The 12548-nt window shown below is 32.9% G+C and carries 15 protein-coding genes and 1 rRNA gene; 13 read left to right on the top strand and 3 right to left on the bottom strand.

What is annotated here, in order from left to right; genetic code table 11:
• Positions 1-13: 13 nt before the first annotated feature.
• Positions 14-232, bottom strand: coding sequence for a hypothetical protein (locus QW060_RS11675; protein WP_290364802.1), 219 nt, complete (start codon positions 230-232; stop codon positions 14-16).
• 84 nt (positions 233-316) lie between these two features.
• Positions 317-499: a hypothetical protein gene (locus QW060_RS11670; protein ID WP_290364801.1), complete on the bottom strand. Its 183-nt coding sequence runs from the start codon at positions 497-499 to the stop codon at positions 317-319.
• On the opposite strand from QW060_RS11670, the gene QW060_RS11665 reads away from it, so the two are divergent.
• From QW060_RS11665 to QW060_RS11645, 5 genes are read left to right on the top strand one after another with little or no spacing between them, the layout of a single operon-like run.
• Positions 411-1022, top strand: a complete 612-nt coding sequence (locus tag QW060_RS11665) for a glycosyltransferase (RefSeq protein WP_290364754.1) — start codon at positions 411-413, stop codon at positions 1020-1022. The genes QW060_RS11670 and QW060_RS11665 overlap by 89 nt on opposite strands.
• Positions 1023-2180 (top strand): glycosyltransferase, encoded by a 1158-nt coding sequence (locus tag QW060_RS11660; RefSeq protein ID WP_290363724.1) that lies wholly within the window; start codon positions 1023-1025, stop codon positions 2178-2180.
• Positions 2177-3556: a right-handed parallel beta-helix repeat-containing protein gene (locus QW060_RS11655; RefSeq protein ID WP_290363723.1), complete on the top strand. Its 1380-nt coding sequence runs from the start codon at positions 2177-2179 to the stop codon at positions 3554-3556. The genes QW060_RS11660 and QW060_RS11655 overlap by 4 nt, the downstream gene beginning before the upstream one ends.
• Positions 3557-4690, top strand: coding sequence for a glycosyltransferase family 4 protein (locus QW060_RS11650; protein ID WP_290363722.1), 1134 nt, complete (start codon positions 3557-3559; stop codon positions 4688-4690).
• Positions 4683-5294, top strand: a complete 612-nt coding sequence (locus tag QW060_RS11645; RefSeq protein ID WP_290363721.1) for a sugar transferase — start codon at positions 4683-4685, stop codon at positions 5292-5294. The genes QW060_RS11650 and QW060_RS11645 overlap by 8 nt, the downstream gene beginning before the upstream one ends.
• Here the strand turns inward: QW060_RS11645 and QW060_RS11640 are convergent.
• Positions 5271-5399, bottom strand: a complete 129-nt coding sequence (locus QW060_RS11640; RefSeq protein ID WP_290364800.1) for a hypothetical protein — start codon at positions 5397-5399, stop codon at positions 5271-5273. The genes QW060_RS11645 and QW060_RS11640 overlap by 24 nt on opposite strands.
• Between QW060_RS11640 and QW060_RS11635 the strand changes: the two genes are divergently transcribed.
• The 8 genes from QW060_RS11635 (at position 5338) to QW060_RS11600 (ending at position 12526) form a co-directional block, all read left to right on the top strand.
• On the top strand, positions 5338-6036 hold the full coding sequence (locus tag QW060_RS11635; RefSeq protein WP_290364753.1) for a GNAT family N-acetyltransferase: 699 nt from the start codon (positions 5338-5340) through the stop codon (positions 6034-6036). The two genes, QW060_RS11640 and QW060_RS11635, sit on opposite strands and share 62 nt — an antisense overlap.
• Position 6037: 1 nt before the next feature.
• On the top strand, positions 6038-6646 hold the full coding sequence (locus tag QW060_RS11630; RefSeq protein WP_290363720.1) for a DegT/DnrJ/EryC1/StrS family aminotransferase: 609 nt from the start codon (positions 6038-6040) through the stop codon (positions 6644-6646).
• A gap of 143 nt (positions 6647-6789) precedes the next feature.
• The gene (locus tag QW060_RS11625) at positions 6790-6954 is read left to right on the top strand and encodes a hypothetical protein (protein ID WP_290363719.1); all 165 of its coding nucleotides are present in this window, start codon (positions 6790-6792) and stop codon (positions 6952-6954) included.
• Complete coding sequence (locus QW060_RS11620) at positions 6947-8008, top strand: GNAT family N-acetyltransferase (RefSeq protein ID WP_290363718.1); 1062 nt, start codon at positions 6947-6949, stop codon at positions 8006-8008. The genes QW060_RS11625 and QW060_RS11620 overlap by 8 nt, the downstream gene beginning before the upstream one ends.
• A 2-nt stretch (positions 8009-8010) precedes the next feature.
• Positions 8011-9147: a DegT/DnrJ/EryC1/StrS family aminotransferase gene (locus QW060_RS11615; RefSeq protein ID WP_290363717.1), complete on the top strand. Its 1137-nt coding sequence runs from the start codon at positions 8011-8013 to the stop codon at positions 9145-9147.
• Between the two features lie 143 nt (positions 9148-9290).
• Positions 9291-10316 carry a UDP-glucose 4-epimerase GalE gene (galE, locus tag QW060_RS11610; protein ID WP_290363716.1) on the top strand — a complete coding sequence of 342 codons (1026 nt, stop codon included), beginning with the start codon at positions 9291-9293 and terminating at the stop codon, positions 10314-10316.
• Entirely contained in the window at positions 10316-10519 is a 204-nt protein-coding gene (locus QW060_RS11605) for a hypothetical protein (protein ID WP_290363715.1), read from the top strand. Before galE ends, QW060_RS11605 begins: the two co-directional genes overlap by 1 nt.
• Before the next feature lie 491 nt (positions 10520-11010).
• Positions 11011-12526 (top strand): 16S ribosomal RNA (locus QW060_RS11600).
• Positions 12527-12548: the final 22 nt, after the last annotated feature.

Here is a 12548-nt window from a genome sequence, read left to right as displayed (position 1 = left end):
GATTTTTAAAGCACTATAATAAAAAACTAAAACCTGTTGTACTTTGCAAAAGTGGTAATAAAGGAGTTTTAGAAACAGAATACCAAAAAATTGACAATATTGAAATCGTTCCTTTAAAAATGGGCTTTTTAGATTTAAAAGGAATTAGAAACTTTAATAAATTTCTAAAAGATAATAATTTCGTCACCGTTGTTGATTTTACCGGTAATTTTGCCGGTATACCAATGTTCATTTCTTACTATTCAGGAATAAAGAAAAGAATTACCTTTTATCGAGGAGCAACCAATCATTTTAAAGAAAATAATATAAGATTGGTTTATAATGCTTTGGTAAATAAATTGGTTTTGAAGTATTCTACCTCAATTTTATCTAATTCTGAAGCTGCATTTAAGTTTTTCTTTGAAGATAAAATTGACCATCGTTTTGACGTAATATACAATGGAATAGATGCTGAAAAATTTCTTAATTGTGATGAAAATATAAGGAAAGAATTAAACATTCCGGAAGAAGCTTTTGTTATTGGCCATGTTGGTCGTTATGCAAGAGAAAAAAATCATAATGCTGTGTTTGAAGTGGCCCAGAAAATATGCTCTCAACATAAAGATGTATATTTTATTTTATGTGGAAAAGGAGTAGATGTGGCGTTCTCTGAAAAGATAAAAGATTTAAAATTAAGCAACCAAATTATAGCTTTGGGATATCGAAAGGATGTGGTTAAAATACTTAATTCAATGAACGCATTTTATTTCCCTTCTTTTTCCGAAGGGCAACCGAATGCTTTGATAGAGGCTTTAATAGCAGGTCTACCTTTTGTAGCATCTGATATTGATCCTATTTTAGAGACGATTCCCAAATCGCATTACAGCTATTTAGTCGCACCAGAAGATACTCAGAAAGCAATAACTATTTTAACGACTTTTTATAACAACAAAAATTCAGGAAATTTACCTGATTTAAAAAATTGGGCGATCAAAAATTATAATCCGAATATTCTGTTTCAGAAATTTTACAATAAACTATAGATGAAATTATTTTTTATTACAGATGCCCGGTTTTTTCAAACATCGGATGGTAAATTTTATGCAGGTGAGTTCTCCTTTTCAAATATATTATGGGAGAGATATTTATCTGAATTTGAAGAGGTGTATGTCATAGGACGTGTTTTTCAGATTGATAATTTTGAAAATTTGAATCATTTGGTATCAAATGTTATAATATTACCAATCATTTCTTTTGATTCACCTTTAAGCTATTTGCTCAATAAAAGAACAATTTCTCAAAGCATTAAAAAATATTTTCAAAAACATACCCCTGATGCAGTTATTATTAGAGGGGCAGGCTCATTAGGCTATCATGTAGCAAAATTTTGTATAAAAAGAAAAATGGCTTACGGTATAGAAATAATTGGTGATCCTTATGATGTTTTCGCAAAAGGAGTTATTAAGCACCCCCTTCGACCTATACTCAGATACTTATTTACAAAATTTCAAAAGGAAGCGGTATACAATGCACAATCGGTGATATATGTTACAAAACATACACTACAGAAAAGATATCCGGCAAATGATAAAGCATTCAGCACATTTGCTTCAGATGTATTTATAGAAAATCGTATTAATTCAGTAAAAAAATATCCTCAAAATAAAACCATTAAATTACTTTGTATAGGATCTTTAGAGCAAATGTATAAAGCTCCTGACATTGTATTAAAAGCCGTCAGCAAATTAATAAAAGAAGGAAAGGATGTTCAATTAACGTGGTTGGGACATGGGAAGTTCAGAGAAGAAATGATCTCTTTGGCAGAAAGTTTTCAAATTGATTCAAATGTAAATTTTCTCGGTTCTGTTTCAGGTAAAGAAGTAATAGATTATTTAGATAAGTCGGATGTTTTTTTATTGGTTTCCCGTACAGAAGGATTACCAAGAGCAATTGTTGAAGCAATGGCTCGTGCTGTGCCTTGTATTGGCAGTAATGTCGGTGGAATACCGGAACTAATACATGCTGATTTATTAGTTCAAGTTGAAAATGAAGATGATTTGTCAGACAAAATAGAGCTCGTAATGAGTTCAGAAGCAGCCTATTCAAAATATTCAGAATACAGCATACAGCGAGCTTCGGAATTCGATTTTTCAACATTAGAAAACAGAAGGAAATTATTTTTTAAATCGGTAAAAAAATGAGTAATAAACTTTTTTATTTATTAATACTGATCATCAATTTTCCTGTGATGCTATGTTGTAAAGGACAGAACTCAAAAAATGAAGAATATGTTGATGTCAGAAATTATGGCGCAGTAGGTGATGGCAAAACAGACGATACACAAGCTTTTCAAAAAGCGGCTGATTTAAAAAAACCTTTATTAGTAAAAAATACAGGTAAAGAGTATCTTATTTCTGCAAGAATTCGTTTATATAACTCTATAAAAGGAGAAGGTAATCCTGTTATTAAAATGACTGATTGTGTAAATGAGTTTGTCATACCTGATAAATATACATATGGAAAATATTCCTTATTTCATATTGGAAATTATCAGTCAGATACACCTTTAGTCATTGAAGGCCTGACATTAGACGGAGGCTGGAACAATATGAGTAAGGGTTCAGAATTTGAAGCTGGAATTTATATTGCTGGTTCAAAAAATATAACAATAAGAAAGAATATTATAAAAAATAATTTAGGAGATAATATTCTTGTATATTGGTATAATTCCGGTTTTGAAAAGAGCGTTTCATTAGTAAATGAGAATATTCTTATAGAAGACAATATATTGTCTCATCCTTATCGATGTAATATTGCCTTGATATCAGGTAGAAACGTTAAAATAATGAACAATACCATTTACAAATTCAATGATCATGTGGCTCCTGTAGATTTAGAAATGGATCTTTGGGAGGAGGATGGACAAGTAATACGAGATGTTGAAATTACAGGAAATACAATTAAATCTACGAAAACCTTATATTCAATTTCTATGTTAGGAATGCTTGATGGTGTAAATGGTATAAAGGTCAGCAATAACATTATCCAATGTGGTTTCGAAAAAGATTCCTTTGGTATTAATTTAGAGGCGGCATATGGCCCTATAAAAAATGTAGAAATAAAAAACAACAAAATAGATGCTGTAGGTTTTGTAAGAATTTCTGGAACAAAAGGAAATAAGAAGATAACCATCGAATCAAATCAGGTATATACCAAAGGTACCGAAAGTGTTGTTGTTAATGGAAGTTATATCGATGGGCTAAAAGTACTGAAAAATAAAAGTCTTGTATCTAAAAATTTTTATTCGAATATAATACTTGGTAGAGAAGTAAAAAATGTTTCTATTTTTTCTAATGATTTTGAATCCTTGAAATGGAGTTCTTTATTTTTTGTATCAGATATTGATGGCTTGGACATTGATGATAATATTTTAAAGAGTAAAAATACGCCAATCTATTTTGAACCTGAAAGGGATTATTCTATTAGAAATGTTCGTATCTCAAACAATACTATAAATACTAATTTTTTAGAAATTTATAAGAGCACCAAGAAAATTAAAAACATTTCTACGAAATAAATGAAACCTAAATTCTTTATAATTACAACTGTTTCAGACTCACTGCCTTTTTTTAAAGGACAGTTAAATGTTCTGAAAAAAGATTTTACCGTTAGCTTGGTATCAAGCCCTGGAGTTCACCTCGAAGAAATGGGCCAGGAATATGATGTGAGTAAATTTCCGATAAAAATGGAGAGAGAAATTTCTCTTTTAAAAGATTTAAAAAGTTTCTTTAAGCTCCTTGTTTTATTTCTCAAAGAAAAACCTAAATTGGTCCATGCAAATACTCCCAAGGCTTCATTATTAGCAATAATGGCAGCTTGGTTTTCGCGTGTCCCTGCAAGAGTATACTATGTGCATGGCTTAAGGTATCAGAGTATTCTTGGAAAAAAGAAAATCTTATTGATGCTTATGGAGCGGATGACATGTTGGTTTGCAACAGAAGTTATAGCTGTCAGTAATGGTATAAAAGAAACCTTAATATCTGATAATATAACATCAAAAAATATTATTATTATTGGAAATGGAAGTATTAACGGAATTGATACTTCTTATTTTAATCCGGATAAAGTAATAGAGATTAAGGACGATAAATTAAAACCAAGCGATTTTGTATTTGGATTTGTAGGCAGATTGGTAAAAGATAAAGGATTAGAGGAACTGATTTTAGCTTTTCAAAAACTTTCAAAAACTTCTAAAAATATAAAATTGCTTATAGTGGGAGCTTTTGAAGAAAATATGACATTATCGAAAGAAATCATAGATACCCTTTATAAAAATCCGAATATTCTGTATGTAGGACCTCAAAAAGATGTTCGTCCTTTCTTTAAAGCGATGGATGTTTTTGTATTACCGAGTTATAGAGAAGGATTCGGAATTGTACTTATCGAAGCAGGAGCAATGAAAATACCATCTATTACAACAGATATTGCAGGATGTAATGAGGTAATAATTGATAATAAAACCGGATTTTTGATAAAAAGGAAGGATGTAAAAGATTTATTTGAAAAGATGAAATATGTAGTTGAGAATAAACAGCAAATAAAAATGATGAAAGAGAATGCCAGAGATAGAGTTCATGATAGATATAGTCAGGATACTGTATGGAAAAATGCAAAAGAAACTTATTTAAAAATAATAAAGAACCATGTATAAACATTTTTTTAAAAGAGTATTGGATATTATCGTTTCAGCAGGTGTTTTACTATTAGCTTCTCCTGTTTTCTTCCTTGTTTTGATATCTTTATTTATTGCAAATCAGGGAAAACCGTTTTTTTTTCAGGACAGACCCGGTAAACATGAAAAATTGTTTCGAATAATAAAATTCAAAACGATGAATGATAAAAAGGATGAAAAAGGAAACCTATTGCCAGACGCTAAACGTTTAACCAAGGTTGGTAGTTTTGTAAGAAAAACATCCTTAGATGAGTTGCCTCAGTTAATCAATGTTGTATTGGGAGATATGAGTCTGATTGGTCCAAGACCATTATTGATAAGATATCTGCCTTTTTACAGAGAAGATGAACGTATTAGACATTCTGTTCGACCCGGAATTACAGGATGGGCTCAGGTAAACGGCAGAAATACAGCAAAATGGGATGATCGGTTGGCTTTAGATGTCGTATATGTCAAAAACATTAGTTTTGCTTTAGATATGAAAATTGTATATAAGACAATTTTAAAAGTTATAAAATCAGAAAATATAGTTATTGATCCTGAATCGATAATGCAAAATTTAGATGATGAAAGAAGAAATTAAAATAGATGTTGCAGTTGTTGATGATATCGGTTGCATAATTGATCTGGTAAGGAGTTCTTTTGATAAAGCATACTTAACAAGCTCTATATATAGATGTAAAGGCATAGCAAATTTTATCTATACAGAATTAAATAATCCATATTCACCATATAAATATTTTGCTGCAAAAAAGGACAACAAAATAGTCGGTTTTGCAGAATTTAAAATGTTTCCGCAAACCTCCACTGCTTTTCTTAATATGATCGCTACAGATAATACTTATAAAGGACTCGGTATTGCCAAAAAAATATTCAGTTATTCTGAGAAGTATTTCCGAGAACAAGTGTATAGCAATATACAATTGGATGTATTCCAGTCTAATGAAGTTGCCCGAAAATGGTATGAAAATATGGGATTTGTAAAAGAGGAATCAAGCTGTTTTTATGAGCGAAATATGGAAGAAACATCAAAATATAATCCAGATATAATGATTCTCAATTTATCACAATTCAATTGTCTATATGCGAAATTTGGTTTTTCCTTTCTTCAAATATCTGCTGGTGAACAGTCTTTTACACTTGGAATTATAGATGAAAATATAATCATAAGAGAAGATAAAATTTCAGAAGAAATACTGGTGGCGGTCAAATCTTTTTTTAAGGATTACAATTTTAAAAAGATATATTACAAAGGGCAGGAGAACAACCTTGAGAAATATAAGTATATAGATGAAATTCAAAGAATGAAATTAACACTACAATAAAATGGGAATAACAAAAATTGCTACAAAAAAAAATATTGCTCAAAGAGAGTGGAAGTACACCAATTCAGCTCGTGAGGCCTGGAGTACTATATTGGATATCCTTAAAAAAGAAAATCCTCAATATAAAGTATTGTTGCCAGCTTATATCGGTTGGTCTCCAAACGAAGGGAGTGGTATATTCGATTCTGTTAAAAACTCTTCCTTGGATTTCGACTTTTATAATTTAGATAGAAATTTAAAAATTGATTTTAACCATTTTAAGAATAAAATAAAGGATACAAAAGACTGTATTGTTTTATTAGTGCATTATTTTGGATTTCCAGATGTTCAGTATCAGGAAATTATAAATTGGTTAGATCAAAATAACATTTTATATATAGAGGATTGTGCCCATTCATGGTTAACAGATCTCATTGGCGGTATATGTGGTAGAAACGGACGATTTGCTTTCTATTCTCTACACAAGATGTTGCCTGTTAGCGGGGGGGGATTATGGTTGATAATGTGCCAAATAAAGATAATAAATCAGAAATACTTCAGCCCCATTTTAATTTGGGATATGATTTATTCACTATCTATAATAAACGAAGAGAAAATTATGATTACCTAGTTGAGGAATTAAAAAAAATCACGGATATTGAGATTATATATCCAAATATAGAAAATGGTATTTGTCCTCAAACATTACCTGTCATACTTCATAATTTTGATAGAAATAAACTATACAAAGAAATGAATGATTTAGAAATCGGTATGGTTAGTTTGTATCATACAATGATAGAAGAACTAAAAGATTCAACATCTGAGGCGGCAATTTTTACTTCCAAACATATAATCAATTTTCCTGTACACCAGGATATTGATATCAAGGATTTAGATAATCTTATTGTTAAATTAAAGATCGTTTTAAATGCTTAAAATATTAAACTTTAATTCTAAAGAAGATCAGGATTTTTATAAGTCAGTCATAGCTCATAATACTTTTCAAAGTGCGTATAACCGCTTAGAATATTTTAATGTTTTTTGTGGAGGTTTAGATAATTTGATTTGTTTTTACTTTCAATCCGAAACGAAGATTATTTTAATGCCGGGATACCTTAAAAAAATTAAAATTTATGATTCTTTAAAAGTGAACTTCGATTTTAGTACACCTTATGGTTATACAGGTCCTTTTTATTCAAATAATGTAAATCAAGACACTTTATTAATCTTTTGGAATGAAGTTCAAAAGTGGCAACTCAATAATAATGTGGTTTCAGAATTTATACGTTTTAATCTTTTTAATAATTCAAAAGGTTATGATGGTATTTTACATAAAACAATGCTGAATATAAAAGGACAAATTCAGCCAGAAGAACAACAATGGAATGATTTCGATGCAAAAGTTCGTAAAAACGTTAAAAGAGCACAACGGGAAAATTTAATAGCAAAAATTCATTATGGTATTATAGAACAGATATACATTAATGAATTCTATGATATTTATATAGATACAATGGAAAGAACAAATGCAAAAGAATTTTTCTTTTATAGTTTGAACTCATTTAATGAATTTATAATAAATAACTTAGACGTGTGTGCAATCTGTACAATATATGACAATAATAAACCGGTATCTACAGAGTTATTATTGATTTCAGATAATTCAGTGTTTTCATTTTTAGGAGGAACATTAAGTGAATATTTTGATAAACGACCGAATGATTTTCTTAAATTTGAAGTAATTAATTGGGCAAGAAAGATGCAGTTTAAAAATTACGTTTTAGGCGGAGGATACGGTTATGAAGACGGAATATTTAAATATAAAAAAGCTTTTTTTCCTAATGATGTTGTTGAATATGTGACAGGTAGAAAAATTATTAATAAAGATTTATATTTAAGCTTTGTTGAAGAAGTAAATAATAAAAAAGAAAATGAAGATCAGTTAAGTTTAGATGATACTTCTTTTTTTCCGTTATACAATAAACAATAATTATGGACGACAAAATATGGTTATCCTCTCCGCATATGGGAGGGAATGAATTAAAATATATACATGAAGCATTTGATGCCAATTGGGTTGCACCGTTAGGACCGAATGTTAATGGGTTTGAATCAGATCTGGAAAAATATTTAAAACAAAACATTAAAGTAGCTGCGCTTTCCTCAGGTACTGCAGCTTTACATTTAGCTCTAATTGAATGTGGTGTTGTAGCGGGAGACGAAGTAATTTGTCAGTCAATGACCTTTTCTGCATCTGCAAATCCGATAACTTATCAGGGAGCAATACCCGTATTTGTAGATTCTGAATCAGATACCTGGAATATATGCCCGATAGCACTTGAAGAAGCAATCACGGATAGAATGACAAATGGTAAAAAGCCTAAAGCAATTATTGTTGTCCACTTATATGGTATGCCTGCAAAAATGGATGAAATTATTGCAATTGCTAAAAAATATGACATCGCTATAATAGAAGATGCCGCAGAAGCATTAGGATCTACTTATAAAGGTAAAAATTGTGGTACTTTTGGGAAATTTGGAATACTTTCATTCAATGGAAACAAAATTATCACCACTTCCGGAGGAGGAGCTCTGGTTTGTCATACAGAGGAAGATAAACAAAAAGCGGTCTTTTTATCTACTCAGGCAAGAGATAATGCACCTCATTACCAACATACACATATAGGTTACAATTATCGCATGAGTAATATTGTAGCGGGAATAGGACGCGGACAGATGGAAGTTTTGGATAGTAGAATTCAATCCAGACGCGCAATGAATAGTTTTTATCAGCACATTTTTGCAGACATTGAAGGGGTTACAGTTTTTAAAGAACCTTCTGATGACTATTTTTCCAACCATTGGTTAAGTGCTATACTTATAGACGAAAAAATAACAGGCAAAAACAGAGAAGATTTACGTTTGGCACTATTGGATCATAATATTGAATCTCGTCCGTTATGGAAACCGATGCATTTGCAACCCGTTTTTAAAGACAGTCCTTATTATGGAAATAAAGTGGCTGAAAATCTTTTTGATAAAGGATTGTGTTTACCTTCGGGGTCTAACCTCACAACAGAAGATCAGAATAGAATTGCTGGAGTCATAAAAAACTTTTTTGCAAAATAAATAAACGGCCACTTTAAACAAGTGGCTTTTTTATTGTTTTATAGAATTATAAACAGAAAGTTCTTAACAATTCTCATGTCAAAGCATTTATAAGCAAATTTTTTCATTTATTTATAATAATTTAGCCCTCAAAAATCATCACTATGCAAATACTCGTTACAGGCGGATTAGGATTTATCGGTTCGCATACCGTAGTTGAATTAATAGAAAAGGGATATGAGCCTGTCATAATAGACAATTTATCTAACTCAAATATTGAAGTACTACAAAGAATAAAGAATATAGTAGGAGAGGTTAACATTCCTTTTGAACAAATAGATTTAAAAGATAAAAATGCGGTAAGGGATTTTTTCAAGAAATATACTGAAATAAAAGGTGTAATACACTTTGCGGCTTCAAAAGCAGTAGGAGAAAGTGTTCAGAATCCATTGATGTACTATGATAATAATCTTACGTCATTAATATATATACTGCAAAACATCAGTTCGAAAAAGAATATAAAGTTTATCTTTAGTTCCTCTTGTACTGTTTACGGGCAGGCAGAAAAAATGCCTATAACAGAAGATGCTCCAAGACAAAAAGCAACCTCACCTTATGGTAATACCAAGATAATAGCAGAAGACATCATCAATGAAACAACCATGGTTACAGATTTACAGGCAATCTTATTGCGATACTTCAATCCTGTTGGAGCACATCCTTCAGGAGAAATAGGGGAGCTGCCTTTAGGTGTGCCACAAAACCTTATACCTTTCATAACGCAAACTGCAGTTGGAATACGTAAAGAATTATCTGTCTTCGGTAATGATTATCCAACATCTGATGGAACTTGTATCAGAGATTATATCCATGTTATGGATTTAGCCGAAGCACATGTTGTTGCCTTAGAGAGGCTTATAAATGAAAACTCTTCTCAGAAAGTAGAAATTTTCAATGTGGGAACTGGAAAGGGAACTTCGGTTTTAGAAATAATTCAAACATTTGAAAAAATAACCGGACAAAAACTCAATTATAAATACGCACCAAGACGCGAAGGAGACACAACTATTGCTTATGCTGATACTACTAAAGTAAATGAAACTTTAGGATGGAAAGCAACCCGCACTTTAGAAGAAGCTTTATCCAGTGCCTGGAACTGGCAAGAAAACCAAAAACAGCATACTATATAGTGTGCTGTTTTTGGTTTGTATGGTTTATATTGTATAATAATATTCTTTGCGGACACGTATATATAATAAGAGGTAAAAAAATAAAAGCTGCTTTATTATGGATTTTTAAGCTAAAAAACGGATGGCTTCAGATTTATTTATTGAACTTTTGGATTTCAAAAAGTGGTTTTAAGCTTTTTTTGTTTGAAAAGAGTTGGGTTTAAAAAAGGGAATGCTGTTTTTTTTGAGGGTTTGAGTATTGTGAAAGAAAAAAAAGGATGTTGTAAAATTAAGGTTACCAGCATATTAAAATAAAGTTTAAAAAAGGTTTTAAAAAAATTAGGAAAGGATAAAAAAAGGGTAGTATATTTGCCCTCGCAATCCGCAAGAAGTTCTTTAAATATAAGTAAGCCTTAAAAAAAATAACAGAAATAAATTTTGTTAGAAATAAAAAAAGGTTGTAGCTTTGCAACCCCAATCAAATAGATAGGGATTGAGAAAGTTCTTAGAAAGTTACCGAATATTTTTTTTTAAAAAAAAACTTTAGAAAAAGTTTGGTGAAAAGAAAAAGAGTTTCTATTTTCGCACTCGCTTAGAAAAACAAGCGCAACAAGAGAAGACACGTTCATAGACATATTGGATTTACAGCATAAAAAGAGAGTAAGGAATTCGCAAGAATTGTTTTAACGCAACATCAAAAAATATTAAAAATTATACGATGAAGAGTTTGATCCTGGCTCAGGATGAACGCTAGCGGCAGGCCTAACACATGCAAGTCGAGGGGTAGAAGTCTTCGGACTTTGAGACCGGCGCACGGGTGCGTAACGCGTATGCAATCTACCTTGTACAGAGGGATAGCCCAGAGAAATTTGGATTAATACCTCATAGTATATTTGAATGGCATCATTTAGATATTAAAGTTCCAACGGTACAAGATGAGCATGCGTCCCATTAGTTAGTTGGTGTGGTAACGGCATACCAAGACGATGATGGGTAGGGGTCCTGAGAGGGAGATCCCCCACACTGGTACTGAGACACGGACCAGACTCCTACGGGAGGCAGCAGTGAGGAATATTGGTCAATGGAGGCAACTCTGAACCAGCCATGCCGCGTGCAGGATGACGGTCCTATGGATTGTAAGCTGCTTTTATACGGGAAGAAAACGAGTTACGTGTAACTAACTGACGGTACCGTAAGAATAAGGATCGGCTAACTCCGTGCCAGCAGCCGCGGTAATACGGAGGATCCAAGCGTTATCCGGAATCATTGGGTTTAAAGGGTCCGTAGGCGGTCTTATAAGTCAGTGGTGAAAGTTTTTAGCTTAACTAAAAAATTGCCATTGATACTGTTAGACTTGAATTACTTGGAAGTAACTAGAATATGTAGTGTAGCGGTGAAATGCTTAGATATTACATGGAATACCAATTGCGAAGGCAGGTTACTATGAGTTAATTGACGCTGATGGACGAAAGCGTGGGTAGCGAACAGGATTAGATACCCTGGTAGTCCACGCCGTAAACGATGGATACTAGTTGTTTGGCCGTAAGGTTGAGTGACTAAGCGAAAGTGATAAGTATCCCACCTGGGGAGTACGAACGCAAGTTTGAAACTCAAAGGAATTGACGGGGGCCCGCACAAGCGGTGGAGCATGTGGTTTAATTCGATGATACGCGAGGAACCTTACCAGGGCTTAAATGTAGTTTGACCGCTTTGGAAACAGAGCTTTCGCAAGACAGATTACAAGGTGCTGCATGGTTGTCGTCAGCTCGTGCCGTGAGGTGTCAGGTTAAGTCCTATAACGAGCGCAACCCCTGTTGTTAGTTGCCAGCGAGTAATGTCGGGAACTCTAGCAAGACTGCCAGTGTAAACTGAGAGGAAGGTGGGGATGACGTCAAATCATCACGGCCCTTACGTCCTGGGCCACACACGTGCTACAATGGCCGGTACAGAGAGCAGCCACCTAGCGATAGGGCGCGAATCTATAAAGCCGGTCACAGTTCGGATCGGAGTCTGCAACTCGACTCCGTGAAGCTGGAATCGCTAGTAATCGGATATCAGCCATGATCCGGTGAATACGTTCCCGGGCCTTGTACACACCGCCCGTCAAGCCATGGAAGCTGGGGGTACCTGAAGTCGGTGACCGCAAGGAGCTGCCTAGGGTAAAACTGGTAACTGGGGCTAAGTCGTAACAAGGTAGCCGTACCGGAAGGTGCGGCTGGAACACCTCCTTTCTAGAGATGGTTAAAACATTAC

The organism is Paenimyroides ceti, from assembly GCF_030409925.1.
The sequence above is the reverse complement of the archived record's forward strand: the minus strand, read 5'-3'. Positions and strand labels throughout refer to the sequence as shown.